19 protein-coding genes and 1 tRNA gene are annotated in these 20683 nt (G+C 73.8%); 14 read left to right on the forward strand and 6 right to left on the reverse strand.

Annotation, left to right across the window (positions count from 1 at the left end; all coding sequences use genetic code 11):
* The 12 genes from Actkin_RS03480 to Actkin_RS03535 all read left to right on the forward strand — a co-directional run bounded on the left by Actkin_RS03480 (nucleotide 1) and on the right by Actkin_RS03535 (nucleotide 12183).
* Entirely contained in the window at nucleotides 1-699 is a 699-nt protein-coding gene (locus tag Actkin_RS03480) for a DUF4129 domain-containing protein (protein WP_258905878.1), read from the forward strand.
* Nucleotides 696-1154, forward strand: coding sequence for a hypothetical protein (locus Actkin_RS03485; RefSeq protein WP_258905879.1), 459 nt, complete (start codon nucleotides 696-698; stop codon nucleotides 1152-1154). Before Actkin_RS03480 ends, Actkin_RS03485 begins: the two co-directional genes overlap by 4 nt.
* Nucleotides 1151-2110 carry an AAA family ATPase gene (locus Actkin_RS03490; protein WP_189208440.1) on the forward strand — a complete coding sequence of 320 codons (960 nt, stop codon included), beginning with the start codon at nucleotides 1151-1153 and terminating at the stop codon, nucleotides 2108-2110. The genes Actkin_RS03485 and Actkin_RS03490 overlap by 4 nt, the downstream gene beginning before the upstream one ends.
* Nucleotides 2111-3334: 1224 nt before the next feature.
* Nucleotides 3335-4468, forward strand: a complete 1134-nt coding sequence (locus Actkin_RS03495) for a DUF58 domain-containing protein (RefSeq protein WP_258905882.1) — start codon at nucleotides 3335-3337, stop codon at nucleotides 4466-4468.
* Nucleotides 4465-4977 carry a hypothetical protein gene (locus tag Actkin_RS03500; RefSeq protein WP_258905883.1) on the forward strand — a complete coding sequence of 171 codons (513 nt, stop codon included), beginning with the start codon at nucleotides 4465-4467 and terminating at the stop codon, nucleotides 4975-4977. The genes Actkin_RS03495 and Actkin_RS03500 overlap by 4 nt, the downstream gene beginning before the upstream one ends.
* A gap of 102 nt (nucleotides 4978-5079) precedes the next feature.
* Complete coding sequence (locus Actkin_RS03505; protein ID WP_258905884.1) at nucleotides 5080-6405, forward strand: NAD(P)/FAD-dependent oxidoreductase; 1326 nt, start codon at nucleotides 5080-5082, stop codon at nucleotides 6403-6405.
* Nucleotides 6406-6493: 88 nt separating this feature from the next.
* Nucleotides 6494-6570, forward strand: a tRNA-Leu gene (locus tag Actkin_RS03510).
* 338 nt (nucleotides 6571-6908) lie between these two features.
* Nucleotides 6909-7673, forward strand: coding sequence for a MerR family transcriptional regulator (locus tag Actkin_RS03515; RefSeq protein ID WP_258905885.1), 765 nt, complete (start codon nucleotides 6909-6911; stop codon nucleotides 7671-7673).
* An 87-nt stretch (nucleotides 7674-7760) separates the two neighbouring features.
* On the forward strand, nucleotides 7761-9533 hold the full coding sequence (locus Actkin_RS03520) for an SDR family oxidoreductase (protein ID WP_258905886.1): 1773 nt from the start codon (nucleotides 7761-7763) through the stop codon (nucleotides 9531-9533).
* On the forward strand, nucleotides 9530-10375 hold the full coding sequence (locus tag Actkin_RS03525; protein ID WP_258905887.1) for a metal-dependent hydrolase: 846 nt from the start codon (nucleotides 9530-9532) through the stop codon (nucleotides 10373-10375). Before Actkin_RS03520 ends, Actkin_RS03525 begins: the two co-directional genes overlap by 4 nt.
* Nucleotides 10372-11367: a PDR/VanB family oxidoreductase gene (locus Actkin_RS03530; RefSeq protein ID WP_258905888.1), complete on the forward strand. Its 996-nt coding sequence runs from the start codon at nucleotides 10372-10374 to the stop codon at nucleotides 11365-11367. The genes Actkin_RS03525 and Actkin_RS03530 overlap by 4 nt, the downstream gene beginning before the upstream one ends.
* Before the next feature lie 9 nt (nucleotides 11368-11376).
* Nucleotides 11377-12183 (forward strand): alpha/beta fold hydrolase, encoded by an 807-nt coding sequence (locus tag Actkin_RS03535; protein WP_258905889.1) that lies wholly within the window; start codon nucleotides 11377-11379, stop codon nucleotides 12181-12183.
* Here Actkin_RS03535 and Actkin_RS03540 read toward each other — a convergent pair.
* The 4 genes from Actkin_RS03540 to Actkin_RS03555 all read right to left on the reverse strand — a co-directional run bounded on the left by Actkin_RS03540 (nucleotide 12173) and on the right by Actkin_RS03555 (nucleotide 15700).
* Nucleotides 12173-12541 (reverse strand): hypothetical protein, encoded by a 369-nt coding sequence (locus tag Actkin_RS03540; protein WP_258905890.1) that lies wholly within the window; start codon nucleotides 12539-12541, stop codon nucleotides 12173-12175. The two genes, Actkin_RS03535 and Actkin_RS03540, sit on opposite strands and share 11 nt — an antisense overlap.
* 38 nt (nucleotides 12542-12579) lie before the next feature.
* The gene (locus Actkin_RS03545; protein WP_258905891.1) at nucleotides 12580-13554 is read right to left on the reverse strand and encodes a glycosyltransferase; all 975 of its coding nucleotides are present in this window, start codon (nucleotides 13552-13554) and stop codon (nucleotides 12580-12582) included.
* 26 nt (nucleotides 13555-13580) lie between these two features.
* Entirely contained in the window at nucleotides 13581-14801 is a 1221-nt protein-coding gene (locus tag Actkin_RS03550) for an acetyl-CoA C-acetyltransferase (protein ID WP_258905893.1), read from the reverse strand.
* Nucleotides 14802-14878: 77 nt separating this feature from the next.
* The gene (locus Actkin_RS03555; RefSeq protein ID WP_258905894.1) at nucleotides 14879-15700 is read right to left on the reverse strand and encodes an SGNH/GDSL hydrolase family protein; all 822 of its coding nucleotides are present in this window, start codon (nucleotides 15698-15700) and stop codon (nucleotides 14879-14881) included.
* 131 nt (nucleotides 15701-15831) lie between these two features.
* Between Actkin_RS03555 and Actkin_RS03560 the strand changes: the two genes are divergently transcribed.
* Nucleotides 15832-17208, forward strand: coding sequence for a cystathionine beta-synthase (locus tag Actkin_RS03560; protein ID WP_189208429.1), 1377 nt, complete (start codon nucleotides 15832-15834; stop codon nucleotides 17206-17208).
* A gap of 87 nt (nucleotides 17209-17295) precedes the next feature.
* Entirely contained in the window at nucleotides 17296-18429 is a 1134-nt protein-coding gene (locus Actkin_RS03565; protein WP_258905895.1) for a hypothetical protein, read from the forward strand.
* 54 nt (nucleotides 18430-18483) lie between these two features.
* Here Actkin_RS03565 and Actkin_RS03570 read toward each other — a convergent pair whose 3' ends face one another.
* Nucleotides 18484-19638: a cystathionine gamma-synthase gene (locus Actkin_RS03570; RefSeq protein ID WP_258905896.1), complete on the reverse strand. Its 1155-nt coding sequence runs from the start codon at nucleotides 19636-19638 to the stop codon at nucleotides 18484-18486.
* A 79-nt stretch (nucleotides 19639-19717) separates the two neighbouring features.
* Entirely contained in the window at nucleotides 19718-20527 is an 810-nt protein-coding gene (locus tag Actkin_RS03575) for a Bax inhibitor-1/YccA family protein (RefSeq protein ID WP_189208426.1), read from the reverse strand.
* Nucleotides 20528-20683 lie beyond the last annotated feature (156 nt).

Raw genomic sequence — 20683 nt, forward strand, 5'->3', positions numbered from 1 at the left:
ATGTCGGGTCCCGCATCCAGGGAAGGCCGCACGACGGCGTGGACGCCCCACGCCCGCGTCGCGCTCGCCGTGGCCGCGTTGTTCGCGGTCGCCCTGGTCGCCGCCCGCGGCGGCTCGGCCATCCCGGTCGAGCCGGGCGCGGTGCGGGTCGTCGAGCCCCCGGAACGGCCGGTCCCCACCGAGTCGGGGCCTGCCGGGGAAGTCGACTCCGCCATCGATCTGATCGGCGGGGTGGGGGTCGGCCTGCTGCTCGCCGTGATCGGTGTCCTGGTGCTGATCGGCGCGGTGGGCGTGCTGGCCTCCTTCGGCATGCGCGGATCCCGCAGGCGCCGCCGCGCCTCCACGCCCGTGCGGGCGGCCCAGCCGACGGTCGACGAGCAGGCGCAGGCGCTGCGCACGGCTGTCCGCGCGGGGATGGCGGACGTGGCCGCGCGCACGGGCGGCCCGCCCGGCGACGCGGTGATCGCGGCGTGGCTCGTCCTGGAGGACGCCGCCGCGGCCTGCGGCACCCGCCGTGAGCCCGCGGAGACCCCGTCGGAGTTCACCGCGCGGGTGCTCGCCGGTCATTCCGTCGACCCCGCGGCCCTCGCCGACCTGCGCTCGCGCTACCACCGGGCGCGCTTCGCGGGCGAGGCCACGGCGGAGGACGCGACCGCGGCCCGCGTGGCGTTGGCGCGCGTCGAGGAAACGCTGGCATGAGCACGGTCCGCGTTGTGCTGTCGTCGGTCATGGCCGGGGTCGCCGTGGTCGTGGTGGCGGCGTGGCCCGGCGGCGTGCCGGTGTTCTGGGCGGTGGCGCTGGCGCTCCCCGCCGCGGCGCTGACCGCGCTCGGCGCGCGGCTGTCCGGCCCGCTTGAGCCACTGTGGACACCCGTGCCGGACGCCCCGTCGGCGCCCGCCGAGTTGCAGGCGGCCACCCTCGCCGCCCGCCTCGCCGAGGCCGCCGCCGACCGCGACCGGTTCCTCAGCCGCGTGCAGCCGAGGCTGCGCAGGCTCGTCCTCACCCGGCTGCGCGAGCGCTGGCCGGACGTGTCCGATGTAGACGACCCGAGGGTGCGATCCCTGCTGGGCCCCGAGCACACCCTGCTCGTGACCGACGCGCCGCCGACCCCACAACGGTTGTCGGCGCTGCTCGACCGACTGGAGGAAGCGTGACGTCGTCCATTGTGGACATCGCGGATGCTGGGGCGCGGGTCCGCGCCGCCGTCGGGACCGCGGTGGTGGGCCGCGAGCGCACGGTGCGGCTGGCGCTGGCCGCGGTGCTCGCGGGCGGCCACGTGCTGCTGGAGGACGTCCCCGGGCTCGGCAAGACGCTGCTGGCCCGCGGTCTGGCCGCCGCTCTCGGCCTGGACTTCGCGCGCGTGCAGTGCACGCCCGACCAGCAGCCCGCCGACCTGACGGGCTCGTTCCTGTTCGACCCGGTCGAGCGCGAGTTCACCTTCCGCGCGGGCCCGGTGTTCACCGGCCTCCTGCTCGCCGACGAGATCAACCGCACGCCGCCGAAGACCCAGTCGGCGCTGCTGGAGGCCATGCAGGAGCGGCAGGTCACCGTCGAGGGCCGCACGTTCCCGCTGCCCCGCCCGTTCCACGTCCTGGCCACCGCGAACCCCGTCGAGTACGAGGGCACCTATCCCCTGCCCGAGGCCCAGCTCGACCGGTTCCTGCTGCGGCTGGACATCGGCTACCCGCCTGCCGATGAGGAGGTCGAGGTCCTCCGCAGGCGCCTGTCCCGCCAGTCCGAGGACGCGGTCGTCGAGCGCGTGGTCGACACCGAGGCCCTGCTGAACCTCCAGAAGGGCATCGAGCAGGTCCCCGTCGACGACGACGTCCTCCGCTACTGCGTCGACCTGGCCCGGGCCACCCGCACCCACCCGGCGGTCGAGGTGGGCGCGTCCCCGCGCGGGTCGCAGGCGCTGCTGCTGGTGGCCCGCGCCTTGGCGGTGCTGGACGGCCGCGGGTACGTCCTGCCGGAGGACGTCAAGGAGTGCGCGGTCCCGGCCCTGGCCCACCGCCTGACGCTGAGCGCGGAGACGTGGAGCACCGGCACGACCGCCACCCAGGTCGTCACCGACCTCCTCGCCACCGTCCCCGGTCCCCCCAGCTCCCGGTGACCACCCCCCGCGCGGCCCCCGCCAGGCGGAAACGGCCGACGAACCACCCCGCCTCGCACGGCTTGACGTGCCGCAGCCCCCGGATGGGCAGCGCCGCCAGAACGAAACCCACCCCCACCTCGCCGGGTCCCCACCGCCCGCTCCGCGACCACCGGCACCCCGGCCCACCACACGACCACAAGCCTGCCCACCACCGCCCCGGCCCTTCAGCGACCGCGCACCCCGCCTCAGACGCTCGCCTTGCCCACCTACGTCCGGTCCGCCGACCACCCGCTGCCCGGATTCGGTTGGCGTGGTCGGTGCTGGGTCGCCCCCTGGTTTCGGAGTGGGAAGGTCAGGTGGTCGGTCGGCGCTGGCACCCGACGCCCGCGCACCCCGCCTCAGGCGGTCGCTTTGCTTGCCCAAATCCGGTCCGCCGATCGGCTGGTGGCCGGGTTCGGCTGGTGCGGTCAGTGAGGGGTCGCGCCTTGGTTTCGGGGTGGGCGGGTCAGGTGGTCGGCGGGCGCTGGCATGCGACGCCTGCGCATCCCGGCTCGGGCGGTCGTCCTGCTTGCCTAAATCCGGTGCGTCGATCGGCTGGTGGTCGGGTTCGGCTGGTGCGGGGTTACGTCCTGGGTTCGGGGCGGCTGGGTCAGGTGGCTGGCGGGCGCTGGCGCCCGGGGCTCGTGTCGTCGCTGATCTGCTTGCCGTTGTCCTTGGTCCACCGGTCATCCGGTGATCGGGGTGGCGGGTGGTGGTCGGTAGGGGAGTGGGGCCTAGAACCGGGGCATGCGGGTCAGGTGGTCGGCGAGTGGTTGTGCGCCGGCCCACCACGCCACCGCCGCCCTGCTTGCCGCCGTCCTGGGCCTGTCCAGCACTCGGTGACCGCGCGCCCCGGTCGCGGTGGCTGCCGAGCTGCTTGCCTACCCCAAGTCCACCGATCACCCCGGGTTCGGCTGGTGAGGGTTGGGGCGGGCGTGCAGGGCGGGCGATCCATGTGCGCCAGCACCTCCGTCGGCGACCTGCTGCGTACCCGGCCTGCCCACCGGTCGGGGGTGGTGGGCGGTGAGTAACCGGGTCCTTGACTGGGTGCGTGCTCGGCAGGCGGTTCGGGGGGTGGGGTGGCGGGGGACCGACGCCCTGTTCCGTGGGGCCGTCGGTGGGGTCGGGCTGGTCACCGCGGGGGTCGTCCTGCATCGGGTCGATCTGGTGTTGGTCGGGGCTCCGTTGCTCATAGGAACCGTGGTGGCGCTTGTCGTGCCCGTGGGGCGGGTGCCGACCGTGCGGGCGGGGCGGGTGCCGCGGACCGTTGACTCCGGGGGGAGTGCGAGCCTCGCCGTCGAGGTCGACGCTGGGCCTGGGGTCGAGTTCATCGCCGTGCGGTTGCCGGGGCCGGACGCGCCGGGGCCTGGGCCGGTGCACCTGCTGCCGCGTGCCGCCCACTACGCCTCCCGCCTGCGGTGGGACGCCTGGGGCGAGGGGGTCGACCTGCGGCCCGACCACCTGGCCGCAGGCCGGGACGCGCTGCTCATCAGCGGGCCCGTCACCGGGCCCGAGGGGCGGCGGACCGTGTTGCCCGTCGCCGAGCCGGTGCCGCCGGGGCCGTTGCCGCCGCGCGTCGCCGGGCTGGTCGGGGTGCACCGCGCGCCCCGGCCGGGGGACGGGACCGAGTTGCGGGCCGTGCGCCCGTTCCAGCTCGGCGACCGGGTCCGCCGGATCGACTGGCGGGTCACGCTGCGGGCGGGCGCGGCCACCGGCCTGCCCCTCGGCACGCTGCACGTCCGCGAGCGGCACGCCGAGGCCGACGCCGACCTGGTGCTCGCGCTCGACTCGCGCGTGGACGTCGGCGCCGAGCTGGCCGACTGGTCCATCGGCCCGGAGGGCGTGCGACCGGGCGGCAGCCTGGACACCGCCGTGCGCGCCATCGTCGGGCTCGCCGCGGGCTACCTGCGCCAGGGCGACCGCGTCGGGCTCGTCGACCTCGGCAGGCCCCAGCTCGGCCTGCCCCCGGGCGTCGGCCACCGGCACCTGCTGCGCATCCGCCACCAGCTCGTCGCGTGCGCGCGGTCGGCGGGGTGGGCGCCGCGCCCGGTCCTGCGGGCCGTCCCCGCAGGCGCCGTCGTGGTGGTCCTGACCCCGCTGCTGGACGACGCCATCGTCGACTGCGTCATCGGCGCGGCCCGGCACGGCGCCGCGATCGTCGTCCTCGACGTCCTGCCGAAGGACCTGCGCCCGGACCCGGAGACCGAGTGGGGCGACGTCGTCCGGCGCGTCGTGCTCACCGAGCACCGCGCCCGCCGGGCCGCGCTGCTCGCCCACGGCGTCCCGGTGGCCGACGAGGTCACCGCGGCCCTGCGCCGGATCGGGAGGCGCAGGTGAGCGACGCCCTCGACGTCGGCCGCGGCGTCTCCGCGCTGTGGGTGCGCGCCGCCGTGGGCGCGGCCGCGGCGGGCATCGTCGTCGACCTGGTCCTGGCCGACGTCGCCGGTCTCGTCGGCTGGACCGCCGCCGTCCTCGCCGTGCTCTGCGTGCTGCTGCCCGCGTCGCCGGTGGCGCTGCTGTTGATCGTGCTGGCCGCCGTCGCCGTGGCCGTCGGCGCGCCCGCCCCGTTCTCGCCCGCGCTGCTCGCGCTGATCCCGCTGACCCACGCCCTGCACCTGTCCTCCGGCATCGCCGCTGTGCTGCCGCGCGGGGCCCGGGTGCACGGCTCCGCGCTGGTCGCGCCGCTGCGCAGAGCGGCCGCGATCCAACTCGCGGTGGGTCTCATTGTGATAGTCGCGACTTTTCTCCCGACCGGCCCGACGCCGCCCGCCGTCGAATTGGTCGCATTACTCTCCAGCGCGGCGATGGCACTGGCGGTAATACTTCTTGAACGATCCCGCAGGTGACGGCGATCCCCGTCACACCTGCGGAAACGTCCCGCGCGACTCCCGTCACACCAACGTGGGGGCGCCTCGCGGGCGCCCTAAACCAGTGCCACCATTGCAGGTATGGCGCGAACAAAGTCGGAGCCGACCCGAATCCTCATCCTGGGTGGCGGTTATGTCGGGCTTTACACGGCCCTGGGGCTCCAGCGCAAGCTGCGCTCCGGCGAGGCTTCGGTCACCGTGGTCGACCCGCAGCCGCACATGACCTACCAGCCGTTCCTGCCCGAGGCCGCCGCTGGCGCCATCGAGCCCAGGCACGTCGTCGTCCCGCTGCGCCGCACCCTGAAGCGCTGCCACGTCATCACCGCCCGCGCCAGCAAGATCGAGCACGCCCGCAAGGTCGTCACCATGGAGGCGCCCGACGGCCACCTCGAGGAGCTGGGCTACGACATCCTCGTCGTCGCCCTGGGCTCGGTGGCCCGGCTGCTGCCCATCCCCGGCCTGGCCGAGTGCGGCGTGGCGTTCAAGACCATCGGCGAGGCCATCTACCTGCGCAACCACGTGCTGACCAAACTGGATCAGGCCGACAGCACGCTCGACCCCGACCTGCGCCGCAAGCTGCTGACCTTCACCTTCGTCGGCGGCGGGTTCGCGGGCATCGAGGCCCTGGGCGAGCTGGAGGACATGGCCCGCTTCGCGACCCAGTACTACAAGAACATCTCGCCGGACGACCTGCGCTTCGTGCTCGTCGAGGCGGCCGGGCGCGTGCTGCCCGAGGTGCGCGAGAGCCTGGGCGTCTACACCGTCATGCAGCTGGAGAAGCGCGGCATCGAGGTGTACCTGTCCACTCTCGCCAAGTCGTTCGAGAACGGGCACGTGGTGCTCTCCGACGGCACCGAGTTCGACAGCGACACCATCGTGTGGACCGCGGGCGTCAAGTCCAACCCGGTCCTGGCCGCGTCCGACCTCCCGCTGACCAAGCAGGGCAGGCTCAGGGCGAGCGCGTCGATGCGCGTCGAGGGCCTGACCGACGCCTGGACCGCCGGTGACTGCGCCGCCGTGCCGGACCTGTCCCGCACGCCCGACGACCCGACCGCGATCTGCGCGCCCAACGCCCAGAACGCCGTCCGGCAGGCCCGCCTGCTGGCCAAGAACATCGTCAAGGCCATGCGCGGCGGCGAGCCCAAGGACTACTTCCACAAGAACCTCGGCTCCGTCGCCAGCCTCGGCCTGCACAAGGGCGTCGGCGACATCATGAACTTCAAGGCCAAGGGCTTCATCGCCTGGTCGATGCACCGCGCGTACCATGTGAAGGCCATGCCGACGTTCAACCGCAAGGTCCGGATCACCCTGGACTGGTTAACGGGCGGCCTTTTCCGGCGCGAGGTGATCTCCATGGGGCAGATCAACGACCCCAAGGCGGAGTTCGCTCGGGTGTCCAAGGGCTGACGGCAAACGGCTCAAAGCGACTGGGCCAGCCGGAGGGAAACCGCGGAAACCCATCCCGAGCTGCGCTATCGCGCCTTAGGCTGCGGCTGCCCCCGTAGCCCAACAGGCAGAGGCAGCCCCCTTAAAAGGGGTTGAGTGCCGGTTCGAATCCGGTCGGGGGCACCATGCACGGGCAGTGATCCGGCGGCTACAGAAGGGTTTCGCGCGCCGTCGGGTCGTCCGGTCCGCTGTGGAGGTGGCGCGGCGGACCGGCGCATACCACGGAAACCGGGCCGCGGTCAGCGTCCTTTCGGCGCGCCGCGCCGAGTCCGATCGGCGCAATGATCGCGGTCGGACCCCGTTAGCGGCAGCGGTTTTCACCACCGGAAACGGGATCGCGAGCATGCGCCGCAGAACAGACCTGTTGGTCCTTTTCGGAACTTGACGCACGAGTAGGCGATTGCCCACAAGAGTCCACTGTGGATATCCAACCGGCAATCGGACCGGCACTCTAAGCTGCCGTGGTGGCGGAATACCGGATCGACGACCTGGCCCGGGCGGCGGGCACCTCGGTGCGCAATGTGCGCGTGTACCAGGACCGGGAGCTGCTGCCGCCGCCCGTGCGCCGCGGCCGCACCGCGATCTACAGCGACGCCCACCTCGCCCGGCTGCGGCTGATCCTGGCCATGCTCGAACGCGGCTACGCCTTCGCCCAGATCAAGGAGATGCTGGACGCCTGGCAGGCCGGGCACTCGCTGGCCGACGTCCTGGGGCTGGAGGAGGCCACCGGCGCGGCCTGGTCGCACGAGCAGCCCGCCATCGTGCGCATGGCCGACCTCGTGCGCATGTTCGGCGCCCAGATCACCCCCGCCGCCATCCGCAGGGCGCTTGAGCTGCACGTGCTGGAGCGCCACGGCGCCCACTTCGTCGCCCCGAGCCCCAAGCTGCTGGAGGCGGGCCGCGAGCTGGTCACCCTGGGCGTCCCGCTGGCCGAGGCCCTCCGCCTGGCCGCGGAGTTGCAGACCGAGACCGATCGCATCACCGCCCTGCTGGTCGGCATGGTCCGCCAGTACGTGCTCGACCCCAAGGGTCCCGACTGGCTCCCCAGCGGCGACGAGTTGCCGCACTACGCCGACGTGATCTCCCGACTGCACCCGCTGGTCATGTCCGCGCTCTCCGCCGCCGTCGACCGCTCGGCCCAGCGCGTGATCCCGCAGATGATGGGCGACCGCCTCATCGCGATGGTGGAGAAGGCAAGGCGGCGCGACGGGGCCGAGCCTGACGCTTGAACCGTGACAACGGCCGTTGTAACGTTCGCTACTGACGCGTAACAACGACTTCACCGCGGGCGGTGACCCGACGCCGAGGAGACGCCGATGGCCACCGAACCGCTCCGGTTCCCGCACCGCCACCTGGTGGTCCGGCAGCGGACCGTGCGCTCCGGCGAGGTCGACCTCGCCGTGTTCGAGCAGGGGGACGCCGCCGCGCCGACCGTGGTGCTCGTGCACGGGTACCCCGACACCCACCGCATGTGGGACGGGGTGGCCGAGCGGCTGGCCGAGGACTTCCACGTCGTGCGGTACGACGTGCGCGGCGCGGGCGCCTCCGACGCGCCCCGCAGGCGCGCGGACTACCGGACCGAGCGGCTGGCCGAGGACCTGTTCGCCGTGCTCGACGCCGTCGCCGACGGCCCGGCCCACGTGGTCGCGCACGACTGGGGCTCGATCCAGAGCTGGGAGGCCGTCACCGACCCGACGGCCCCCGCGCGGATCGCGTCGTTCACCTCCATCTCCGGGCCGTGCCTCGACCACGCCGCCCACTGGATGCGGCGCAGGCTCGCGCGACCCACCCCGGCGAACCTGCGCGCCGTCCTCAACCAGCTCACCAACTCCTGGTACATCTACCTCTTCCACGTGCCCGTGCTGCCCGGCCTGGCCTGGCGGACGCTGATCGGCCCGCGCTGGGGCGCGCTGCTGGCCAAGGCCGAGGGCGTGCCGCGCACGCCGGGCCACCCGGCGCCGACGATCGCCGCCGACGGCGCGCGCGGCGTGCGGCTGTACCGGGCGAACATGCTGACCCGCATGCGCAGGCCGCGCCCGCGCCCGGCCGACGTCCCGGTGCAGGTGATCATCCCGACCCGCGACCGGTTCGTCTCCGCCGCGCTGGCCGAGGACCTGGAGCGCTGGGTCGCCAGGCTGTGGCGGCGGCGGATCGTGGCCGGGCACTGGGCCCCGGTCTCGCACCCGGACGCGGTCGCGCGGATGGTGGCCGAGTTCGTCGACCACGTCGGCGGCCAGCCGTCCACGCGCGGGCTCCAGCGCGCCCGGGCGGGCACGACGGGGTTCACCGGCAGGCTCGTCGTGGTGACCGGCGCGGGCAGCGGGATCGGGAAGGCGACCGCGCAAGCGTTTGCCGCGCTCGGCGCCGAGGTCGTCGTTGCCGACATCGACGCGACCGCGGCCAAGCGCGCCGCCGCCGAGATCGGGCCCGCCGCCTACCCGCACGTCGTGGACGTCGCCGACGCCGACGCCATGACCCGCTTCGCCGATGAGGTGGCCGCCGAGCACGGCGCGCCCGACATCGTGGTCAACAACGCGGGCATCGGCGTGGCGGGCAGCTTCCTCGACACCACGCCCGAGGACTGGCGCCGCGTGCTGGACGTGAACCTGATGGGCGTCGTGCACGGCTGCCGGGCGTTCGGGGCGCTGATGGCCGAGTCCGGCGAGGGCGGGCACATCGTCAACATCGCCTCCGCCGCCGCGTACACCCCGAGCCGGGCCCTGTCGGCGTACGCGTCGAGCAAGGCCGCGGTGCTGATGCTGTCGGACTGCCTGCGCGCGGAACTGGCCGACCGCGGGGTCGAGGTGACGGCTGTGTGCCCGGGCATCGTCGCCACCGACATCACCAACACGACGACGTTCGTGGGCGCGGCCGACCAGGAGGGCATGCGCCGCAGGGCCACCGCCGCGTACGCCCGCCGCGGCTTCGGCCCGGAGAAGGTCGCCGCCGAGATCGTGCGGGCCGTGCGGGAGGGGATCCCCGTGCTGCCGGTGACCCCGGAGGCCCGCGCGGCGCGGCTGGCCGCCCGGTTCGCCCCCGGCCTGCTGCGCAGGCTCGCCCGCGTCGACGTCTCCGGCGGCCGCCGATGACCGACGACCTCGCGCTGCACCCCCGCGACGTCCGGTTCGACTGGAGTGACGTCCCGCTGCACTGGGTGCCCGGCGACCCGCTCACCACGCACGCGCTGAACACCCTGCACCTGGTGCTGCCCGAGGGCGAGCGGTGGTTCGTCCAGGTCTTCGGCCAGGCGCTGCCGCACATCCGCGACCCGAGGCTCAGGGAGCAGGTGCTCGGCTTCATCGGCCAGGAGGCCATGCACGCCAAGGCCCACGACGGGGCCGCCGCGCACCTGGCCGCGCTGGGCATCGACCCGGCGCCGTTCGTCGCGCAGATCGAGTGGCTGTTCCGCACCCTGCTCGGCGACCGGCAGGGCAGCGCGGCGGTCCGGCACCAGTGGCTGCTGGAGCGCCTGTCGGTGATCGCCGCGATCGAGCACTTCACCGCCGTGCTGGGCCAGTGGGTCCTCGACGCGGACGCGCTGGAGGGCGCCGACCCGACGATGCTGGACCTCCTGCGCTGGCACGGCGCGGAGGAGGTCGAGCACCGCAGCGTCGCCTACGACCTCTACATGCACCTCGACGGCCGCCGGTTCCGCCGCATCCGCACCATGGTCGTCGTCGCCCCGGTCCTGGCCTGGCTGTTCGTCCGCTCCACGCGCTGGCTCGTGGCCAACGACCCCTCCCGCCCGGGCGCACCCCGCTGGCGCGACTACCTGCGGGCCGCCCGCGCGGGCCGCCTGCCCCGGCCCGGCCAGCTCCTGCCCGCCGTCTGGCGCTACCTGCCGCGCGGCTACCACCCGAGCCAGGAGGGCGACACCGCCCAGGCCGTGGCCTACCTCGCGGCCTCCCCGGCGGCGAAGGCGGCGCTGTGAGCCGCCCGCCCGCGGACCTCTACGGACGGGCGCGGGCCGACCGGATGTTCCGCGCGCTCGTGCCCGTCGTCGGGGCGTTCCGCCGCGCGTCCGAGCGCGGCGCGCGGCGGCAGCCCCCGGTGCGCGCGGTGGACCGGGACCTGCGAGTCGTCGTGCGGTCGTCCTCGGTGGAGGCCGACGGCGTGGTGGCCGTGACGCTCGCCGACCCGGGCGGCGCACCGCTGCCGGGCTGGCGGCCCGGGTGCCACCTCGACGTCGTGCTGCCGTCCGGGCTCGTGCGCCAGTACTCCCTGTGCGGCGACCCGGCCGACCGGCACACGTACCGGATCGCGGTCCGCTCGGTGGGGGCGGGATCGGCGGAGGCGCACGCGCTGACCGCGGGCACGCCGCTGGTGGTGCGCGGGCCGCGCAACGCGTTCCCGTTCGTCGGGCCGGGGCCGTACCTGTTCATCGCGGGCGGGATCGGGATCACGCCGATCCTGCCGATGGTCCACGCGGCGCGCGGCTCCGACTGGCGGTTGGTCTACACCGGACGCGACCGGCGGTCCCTGCCGTTCCTGGCGGAACTGCCGACCGAGCGGGTCCGGGTCCGCACCGACGACGAGCACGGCGTGCCCACCGCGGCGGACCTCTTGCGGGACGCGCCCCCGGGCGCCGCGGTCTACTGCTGCGGACCGGCCCCGCTGATCGATCTGGTGAAAGCGGCGTGGCCGGGCCGGTTCCACGCCGAGCGGTTCGCCCCGCCGCCGGTCGTCGGCGGACGGCCGTTCGAGCTGCAACTGGGTGCCTGCGGCCCGGTGGTGCCGGTCGCCGCCGACGAGACCGCGCTCACGGCGCTGCGCCGGGTTCGCCCGGACGTCGCCTACTCGTGCAGGCAAGGGTTCTGCGGGACCTGCCGGGTCCGGGTGCTGTCGGGTGGACCGTCCGAAGAGGACGGGATGTTGGTGTGCGTCGCGCGAGCCGACGGCGGTCGCGTCGTCCTGGATGTGTGAGAGGGAACCATGACCAAGATCGAGGTCAGCTACGAGCGCCGCGGCGGCGGTGAGCCCCTGGTGCTGCTGCACGGGATCGGCCACCGGTGGCAGGCGTGGGAGCCGGTCATGGACCGCCTCGCCGAGCGGCACGACGTCATCGCCCTGGACCTGTTCGGCTTCGGCGCGTCGCCGATGCTGCCCGAGGGCCGCGCGTACACCGTTCCCGGCGCGGTCGCCGCGCTGGCCGAGGTGTTCGACGACCTCGGCGTCACCCGCCCGCACATCGCGGGCAACTCCCTGGGCGGCATGCTCGCGCTGGAACTGGCCGCGCGCGACCTGGTCCGCTCGGCGACCGTGCTGTCCCCGGCCGGGTTCTGGACCGCCCGGGACCGAGCGTGGGCGATCCGGGTGCTCAGCGGCATCCGGCTCACGGCGCGGCTCAAGCCCTCGTTGCAGCGGGTCCTGTTCGCCAGCAAGCTCGCCCGGTTCGCGGGCGGCAGCCTGCTGTTCGGCAGGCCGTCCTGGCTGACCGCCGAGGTCATGCTGGCCGACATGGCCGCGATGGCCGCAGCGCCCGGCTTCGACGCGGTGATCGCCGCGGGCGGGCGGGACTACTTCTACCTGAGCCCGGCCCCCGAGGTCCCGGTGACGGTCGCGTGGGGCACCCGCGACCGCATCCTCTGGCCGCGCCAGGCCCGCCGCTGCGCCGAGATCCTCCCCGACGCCCGCCACGTGTCCCTGCCCGGCTGCGGCCACGTCCCCATGGGCGACGACCCGGACCGCGTCGCCGACCTCATCATGGCCACCTGCCGGGAGGCGGCGCTCACCCCTTGATGGTCGCGGCCACCATGACGAGCAGCGTGCCGAACACGCTGTTCCAGTAACCGACCTGCAGGCCGTCGACGCCGCCGTACTGCACAGTCCACACCAGAACGGTCAGCAGCAGGAGCGCCGCACCCGCCCGCAACACGATGCCGGACACCAGCAATCCCGCGGCGGCGATCGCGGCGCCCAGCAGGGTGAGCACGGCGATGGAGGTGACCAGCCCGGCCCGCTCGTCGTGGACGCCGGTGAACAGGTCGGCGATCGGCACGGACGTCCCGGCGATCCCGTCGTGCCACGGAGTGAACGCGCCGTAGCCGACGGCGACCACGCCCGCGAGTCCCAGCAGCCAGGCCAGCAGTGTCCGCACGCCACCGGAGTGTAATCGCCGGGGGTGGCGGCGGACCGTCAGAACAGCTCCGGCAGGCGGCGGGCGACCTCGTCCGGGGACGGCATGCTGGCGATCTCCTCGGCGACACCCCGTGCGGAGTCGCGGTACGCGGGATCGGACAGCAGCTTCGCCGCGTGGTCGGCGATCGCGTCCGTGCTCGCGTCCTGGGGGAGCAGCCGCACGCCGACGCCTGCGGTGTGCAGGGCATCGGCGTTGGCGAACTGGTCGGCGCCCTGGGGCAGGAGCAGCTGCGGGACGCCCGCGGCGAGCGCGCTCATCATGGTGCCGCTGCCGCCGTGGTGGACGGCCAGGGTGGCGTGCGGCAGCAGGTCCGCCTGCGCGACCCACGGGTACGCGCTCACGGTGTCCGGCAGGGGACCGAGGTCGCTCGGGGACACCCGGCCGGTGGCGACCACGACGGGCACGCCCAGGCCCGCGAGCGCGGTGATGGCCGTGCGCAGGAGTTCGGGAGTGCCGAACGCGGTGCCGAGCGTCAGGTAGACCAGCGGCCCGGCCCAGGACCGCGGGCCCGGCTCGGAGTAGGGGACCGGCCGCAGCTCGATCCGGTCGGTCGCCGCCAGGAACGCCCGGTCCTGCAGGGACGGCGGGCAGATGTCCAGGTGCGGCAGCCCGGGCACGACGTCATCGGGCAGCTCGAGGCCGATCCCCGCCGGGAACATCCGGCCGAACCCGTGCCACGCCCCCGCGATCCCGGCGCCCGCGGCGGCGGTCGCGGCCCCCGGCACGCCCCAGCCGTGGACGACCAGGTCGGGCCGCCACCGGGCCAGCTCGGGGGCCAGGTCCTCGGCGTAGATCTCGTAGAACGCATCGGCAGGGCGGAACGGCAGCAACCCGTTGGCCGCCAGCGGTTCATGGACGTTCTCGCCCGCCGCGAACCGCACCTCGTGCCCCGCGGCCCGCGCCGCGACGGCGAGCGGGATCAGCGGGTAGGTGTGCCCGACGGACGCAAGGCTGGCGAACAGCACGCGCATACCGGGCAACCTACCCGCCGACCGCGTCAGCTCAGCCGCTCGAGCACCATCGCCATGCCCTGGCCGCCGCCGACGCACATCGTCTCGAGGCCGAACTGCTTGTCGTGCCACTGCAGCGAGTTGATGAGCGTGGCGGTGATCCGCGCGCCGGTCATGCCGAACGGGTGGCCGACGGCGATGGCGCCGCCGTTGACGTTCAGCTTGTCCTCGGGGACGCCCAGGTCGCGCGCGGACGGGATGACCTGCGCGGCGAACGCCTCGTTGATCTCCACGAGGTCGATGTCGTCGATGGTCAGCCCCGCCTTGGCCAGCGCCCGCCGGGACGCCTCGACCGGGCCGAGGCCCATGATCTCCGGCGACAGGCCGGACACGCCGGTGGACACGATCCGCGCCAGCGGCGTCAGGCCCAGCTCGCGCGCCTTGGTGTCGGACATGATCACCAGGGCGGCCGCGCCGTCGTTGAGCGGGCAGCAGTTGCCCGCGGTGACCCGGCCGTCGGGGCGGAACACCGGCTGCAGGGTCGCGGTCTTCTCGTACGTCACGCCGGGCCGGGGGCCGTCGTCGGTGTCCACGACCGAGCCGTCCGGGCGGGTGACCGGGGTGATCTCGCGGGCCCAGAAGCCCGCCTTGATCGCGGCCTCGGCCAGGTTCTGCGAGCGCACGCCGAAGTGGTCCATGTCCTCGCGCGTCACGCCCTTGAGCAGGGCGAGGTTCTCCGCGGTCTGGCCCATGGCGATGTAGGCGTCGGGGACGACGCCGCTCTCGCGCGGGTCCTGCCAGGAGTCCGCGCCCTTCTCCGCGACGGCGGCCGTGCGGGCCATGGCGTCGGCGAACAGCGGGTTGCGGGTGTCCGGCCAGGTGTCGGAGCTGCCCTTCGCCGCACGCGACACCGTCTCCACGCCCGCGGAGATGAACACGTCGCCCTCACCGGCCTTGATGGCGTGCATCGCCATCCGGGTCGTCTGCAGGGAGGAGGCGCAGTAGCGGGTGATGGTGCAGCCGGGCAGGTGGTCGTAGCCGAGCAGCACGGCCACGATGCGGCCCATGTTGAAGCCCGCCTCGCCGCCGGGCATGCCGCAGCCCAGGATCAGGTCGTCGATGTCCCTGGGGTCCAGCGCGGGGACCTTGTCCAGTGCGGCCCTGACCATCTGGGCGGTCAGGTCGTCGGGGCGCATGTCCACGAGCGAGCCCTTGCCCGCGCGGCCGATGGGGGAGCGGACTGCGGAGACGATCACGGCCTCTGGCATGGCGTTACTCCTCAAGCGCGGCGATTACTAAGCGGTAGCTTAGGTCGGTCGGCCAGGCGCGACAAGGTGTGCCGCGCTCAGCTGCGCCGACCCTCCCACAGCCCGGCCGCGGCGCACAGCGGAGCCAGCAGCATGTCCGCCGCCAGGCCGTATCCCGCCCCGTTCGGGTGGAACCGGTCCGGGCTGAACAACTCCGCGTGCCGGTCCACGAAATGCCTGGTCAGCAAGGCCGCCATCGGCACGACGACGGCGCCGGACCCGGTCAGCGCGCGGGCCTGCGCCCTGGCCAGCGCCAGGCTGTAGCGGCGGGCCACCTCGCGCAGCGGCTGCGGGATCGGCCGGATGGCGCCCAGGTCGGGGCAGGTCCCCACGACCACGGCCACGCCAGCGGCCAGCAGCCGGTCCACCTGCCGGGCCAGCAGCGCGGCAGACTCGGCGATCCCGAGCCGCGCGGTCACGTCGTTGCCGCCGACGAGCACCAGCGCCACCGCGGGCGGGTCGGTCAGCGCGGCGTCCACCTGCGCGGCCAGATGCGTCGTGCGCGATCCGACGACGGCGTGGGTGACCAGCCGCACGGGCTCGCCCAGCTCCTCGGCCAGGCCGCGGGCCAGCCGCACCCCGGGCAGCCGGTCCGCGCTCTCCGCGCCGAGGCCCGCCGCGCTGGAGTCGCCGAACACCGCGAACGGCAGCGCCGCCCCGCGCGCCACCGGCCCGGTCCCGTCCGGCAGGTACACCCCGTCGGCGAGGAACGGCCGGTCCTTGGGGACCCCGATCACCGTCCGCGCCCGCTTCGACTGCGTGTTCAACAGGCCGTACGCGCCCGCGGACAGCCCGCCCAGCGACCCCACCGCCACCGCCAGCATCCGCAGCCCCGGCAGCACCCTCTCCACCATCGCCATACCCCCTTTCCTCACCAGGGATATCGCTCTCCCCCCACCATCCGTTGTACCCAAAGGCGCTGACAGCAGCCTCGGAGACGGTCAGCGGATAGGGTGAGGGCCAGTTCCAGGAAGTGAGATGGAGGACCCCGGTGGACTACGTCGAGCACGTCATCGACCTCGTCGGCGACACCCCGCTGGTCAAGCTGAACGCGCTCGCCGAGGGCCTGGAGCCGCTGGTCCTGGCGAAGGTCGAGTACCTGAACCCGGGCGGCAGCGTGAAGGACCGGATCGCGGTCCGGATGGTCGAGGCCGCCGAGCGCTCCGGCGAGCTGCGCCCCGGCGGCACCATCGTCGAGCCGACCTCGGGCAACACCGGTGTCGGCCTGGCCATGGTCGCCCAGCGCAAGGGCTACAAGTGCGTCTTCGTCTGCCCCGACAAGGTCAGCGAGGACAAGCGCAACGTGCTGCGCGCGTACGGCGCCGAGGTCGTCGTCTGCCCCACGGCCGTGGCCCCCGAGCACCCGGACTCCTACTACAACGTCTCCGACCGGCTGGTGCGCGAGATCGAGGGCGCCTGGAAGCCCAACCAGTACGCCAACCCGGAGAACCCGGCCAGCCACTACCACTCGACCGGCCCCGAGCTGTGGCGGCAGACCGAGGGGCGGATCACGCACTTCGTCGCGGGCGTGGGCACCGGCGGCACCATCTCCGGCACCGGCCGCTACCTCAAGGAGGTCTCCGACGGCCGGGTCAAGATCATCGGCGCCGACCCGGAGGGCTCGGTGTACTCCGGCGGCACCGGCAGGCCGTACCTGGTCGAGGGCGTCGGCGAGGACTTCTGGCCGGACACCTACGACCGCGGCGTCGCCGACGAGATCATCGCCGTATCCGACGCGGAGTCCTTCGAGATCACCCGCAGGCTCGCCCGCGAGGAGGGCCTGCTGGTCGGCGGCTCGTGCGGCATGGCGGCCGCGGCCGCGCTGCGCCTGGCCAAGCGCCTCGGCCCCGACGACGTGGTGGTCGTGCTGCTGCCCGACGGCGGCCGCGGCTACCTGTCCAAGGTCTTCAACGACTCCTGGATGTCCCAGTACGGCTTCCTGCCCGCCGACCACTCCGGCGCGACGGTGGGTGACGTGCTGCGCCGCAAGACCACCGGCGGGGCGCTGCCGGAGTTCATCCACGCCCACCCGACCGAGACCGTCGCCGACGCGGTGGCGATCCTGCGCGAGTTCGGCGTCAGCCAGATGCCGGTCGTCAGCGCCGAGCCGCCGGTGATGGCCGCCGAGGTCGTGGGCGCGGTCAACGAGCGCGACCTGCTCGACGCCCTGTTCGCGGGCAAGGCAGCCCTGGCCGACCGGCTCGACCTGCACATGTCCCCGGCGCTGCCGACGATCGGCGCGGGCGAGCAGGTCACCGCCGCGATGGCCGCGCTCGCCTCGGCCGACGCCGCGCTCGTGCTGCTCGACGGCAAGCCCGCTGGCGTGGTCACCAGGCAGGACCTGCTGGGATTCCTCGCCGGGAAATGATCGCCCAATCCCGGCGCGGATAAACCCGATCCGATAGCGTTGCCGTCGTTAGGCAACAAACCAGGTCAATAAGGGGTGGGAAACCCGATGAGTGCTCCCCAGCCGCCGAACCAGCCGTGGCAGCCCGGCAGTCAACCAGGCGGCCCGGGGCCGGACGCGGGTTCGACGCCTGCACCGTCCACCGACACCGGCGCCGACGGCGTCGAGCGCACCCAGGCGATCCAGCCTGGCCAGCCGCTGCCCGGCGCCTCCGGCGCCGACGACGACAACGCCGACCGCACCCAGGTGGTGCGGGGCGCGGGCGCGACCCCGGCGCCCGGCGGCGACCACACCCAGATGGTGCCGCCCGGCTCGGTCCCGCAGACCCCGCCGTACGCCCAGCCCGGCGACCACGGCCAGTACCCCGGCCAGCACGGCCAGCAGCCCCCCGGCCCGTACGGCCAGCCGGGCGGGTTCCCCGGCCAGCCGCCGCAGCCGGGCTACGGCCCGCCGCCCGGCTACCCGCAGCAGCACGGCTACGGCCCGGCGGCCGGGGGCCAGGGCGGGACCGCGATGGTGCCGATGATCGTGCAGGGCGTCGTCGCCCTGCTCGGCCTCATCGGGCTGATCCTGACGCTCACGCTGATCTTCGAGGCCATGGACTTCGCCGAGTTCCTGCCGGGGCAGATCTGGGCGTACCTGATCCTCGCCGTGCTGGGCTCGGCCCTGGCGATCGCGGGCGCCGCGCTGCTGTTCATGAAGAAGAACGGCCTGGCATCGCTGGTGGTCGCAGGCGGCGGCTTGCTCCTGCTCGGCGCGATCCTGATGATGACCGAGGGCATGGGCGCCTCGTCCCGCGTGGTCTTCCTGCTGATCTTCGGCATCCTGATCACCGCGGCGGGCGCGCTGGCGTTCATCCCCGGCGCGAAGCAGTTCCTGGTCTCCGGCGCCGCGGCGGGCGGCCCGGCGGGCTACGGCGGCCCGAACCACTTCGGGCAGCCCGCGGGCTACCCGGGTCAGCCGCAGCAGCAGAACCCCTACGGCCACCAGCCGCCGCAGCAGCAGCCCTACGGCCAGCAGCCCGGCGGGTTCCCCGGCCAGCAGCCGCAGTACGGCCAGCCGCAGCAGCCCTACGGCCAGCCCCAGCAGCAGCCCGGCTACGGCCAGCAGCCGCAGCCCGGCGGCTACCCGGGCCAGCAGAACCCGTACGGCCAGCAGCAGCAGCCGCCGCAGCAGTGGTGACCTGACGTGAAAGCGGGCCCCGGAGCGATCCGGGGCCCGCTTCGCGTTTCCGGCTCAGCCCAGCGCGGCCAGCAGGTCGGCGACCAGGTCGGCCGCTGACTCGATGCCCACCGACAGCCGGAGCAGGTCGGACGGCACCTCCAGCAGCGAGCCCGCCGTGCTGGCGTGCGTCATCCGCCCGGGGTGCTCGATCAGCGACTCGATGCCGCCCAGGGACTCCCCGAGGGTGAACAGCCTGGTCCGCGCCGCGACGTCCAGCGCTGCCTGCTCGCCGCCCGCCACCTGGAACGACACCATGCCGCCGGGCCGCCGCATCTGCTTGGCCGCGATGTCGTGGCCGGGGTGCGTCTCCAGGCCCGGGTAGTACACCTTGGTCACCTTCGGGTGGCCCGCCAGCGCCGCCACGATCCGCTCGGCGTTGTCGCAGTGCCGCTCCATCCGCACCGCCAGGGTCTTCGCGCCGCGCAGCACCAGCCACGAGTCGAACGGGCCGGGCACCGCGCCCGCGGAGTTGCGCAGGAACGCGAACCCCTCGTTCAGCTCGGTGTCGTCGGTGATCAGCGCGCCGCCGACCACGTCGGAGTGCCCGCCCAGGTACTTGGTGGTCGAGTGCAGGACGACGTCGGCGCCCAGCGCCAGCGGGGTCTGCAGGTACGGCGTGGCGAAGGTGTTGTCGATGACCAGCCGCGCCCCGGCCTCGGCGGCCACCGCGGCGAGCGCGGTGATGTCGACAATCCCGAGCAGCGGGTTGGACGGCGTCTCCGACCAGATCACCTTGGTGTTCGGCCGCACGGCGGCGCGGGTGGCGGCCGGATCGCTCAGGTCGACGGCGGTGTGCTCCACGCCCCAGTGCGCGAGGACCTTGTCGAGCAGCCGGAAGGTGCCGCCGTAGGCGTCGTTGCCGAGGATGACGTGGTCGCCGGGGCGGCACATCGTCCGCAGCGCCACGTCGGTGGCCGCCATGCCGCTGGCGAAGGCCAGGCAGTGCCGCCCGCCCTCCAGCGCCGCCAGCGCCTCCTCCATGACCGTCCGGGTCGGGTTGGCGGTGCGGGAGTACTCGTAGCCCTCGCGGAGCCCACCCACGCCGTCCTGGGCGAACGTCGAGGTCTGGTAGATCGGCACGATCACCGCCCCGGTTCGCGGGTCCGGATCCTGCCCAGCGTGAATCGCCCTGGTCTCAAACCCCCAGCGCGCGGTGTCCTCAGCCATACGGCCTAGCGTACGGCCGCGGAAGACGAGGACGCCCGCCCCCGGGCGGGGGCGGGCGTCCTCGGGTGGTACGGGATGATCAGTCGCTGCTCTGCAGCATGTAGAGCAGTCGCAGGATCTCCAGGTACAGCCAGACCAGCGTGGTCATCAGGCCGAACGCGACGTACCAGGCCCACTTCGACGGGGTGCCCGACCGGATCATCGTGTCGGCCATGTCGAAGTCGAGCAGGAAGTTGAACGCCGCGATGCCGATGAACAGCAGGCTGATGCCGATGCCGAGCGGGCCCGCGTCGCGGATGCCGAGGTCGACGCCGACGAACGACAGCAGCAGGTTGATCAGCATCAGACCGGCGGCGCCGATGGTGGCGCCGATGATCCACTTGGTCAGGCGCGGGGTGACCTTGACCGCGCCCGTGCGGTAGACCACGAGCATGGTGATGAACACCAGCGCGGTGCCGAGGATCGCCTGCAGGGCGATGCCCGGGACGAACGCCTCGAACACGCCGGTGATCGCACCGAGGAACACGCCCTCCGCGGCCGAGTAGGCCAGCACCAGGGCGGGGTTCGGGGTCTTCTTGAAGATGATGACGAGCGACAGCACGAGGCCGACGATCAGACCGCCGATCATCGGCGGCCACGGCTGGATGGCCCCGCCGAGCACCGCGATCGCGGTGATGACGCCGGTGACCAGGGCCGTGCCCAGGGTCGCCGCCGTCTTCGTGACGACGTCGTCCACGGTCATCGGACGGTCGCCGGTGGTGGGCGGCGCCGGGTAGCCGCCGTAGCCCGGCTGGCCGGGCTGCTGGTAGCCCTGGGCCTGGGGCTGGAAGCCCGCGTAGCCCCCGCCCACCGGCAGGTTGCGGAACGCGGGGTTGCTGGTAGAACGCACCTGATCCTCCTGGGCCTTTAATGGCGCCTTCACGGGATTCAACGCTCGGGCAAGCCCGTTGGTTCCCGCTGGGTAAAAGCCACTTTACCCACTTGGCGGCGGTTCCTGTCGTCGGGATTACCCCGCCCGCAGCCTAGCCGCGCCCACTCGGCCGTG

Source organism: Actinokineospora sp. UTMC 2448 (assembly GCF_024760565.1).
GTDB classification, from domain to species: Bacteria; Actinomycetota; Actinomycetes; order Mycobacteriales; family Pseudonocardiaceae; genus Actinokineospora; species Actinokineospora fastidiosa.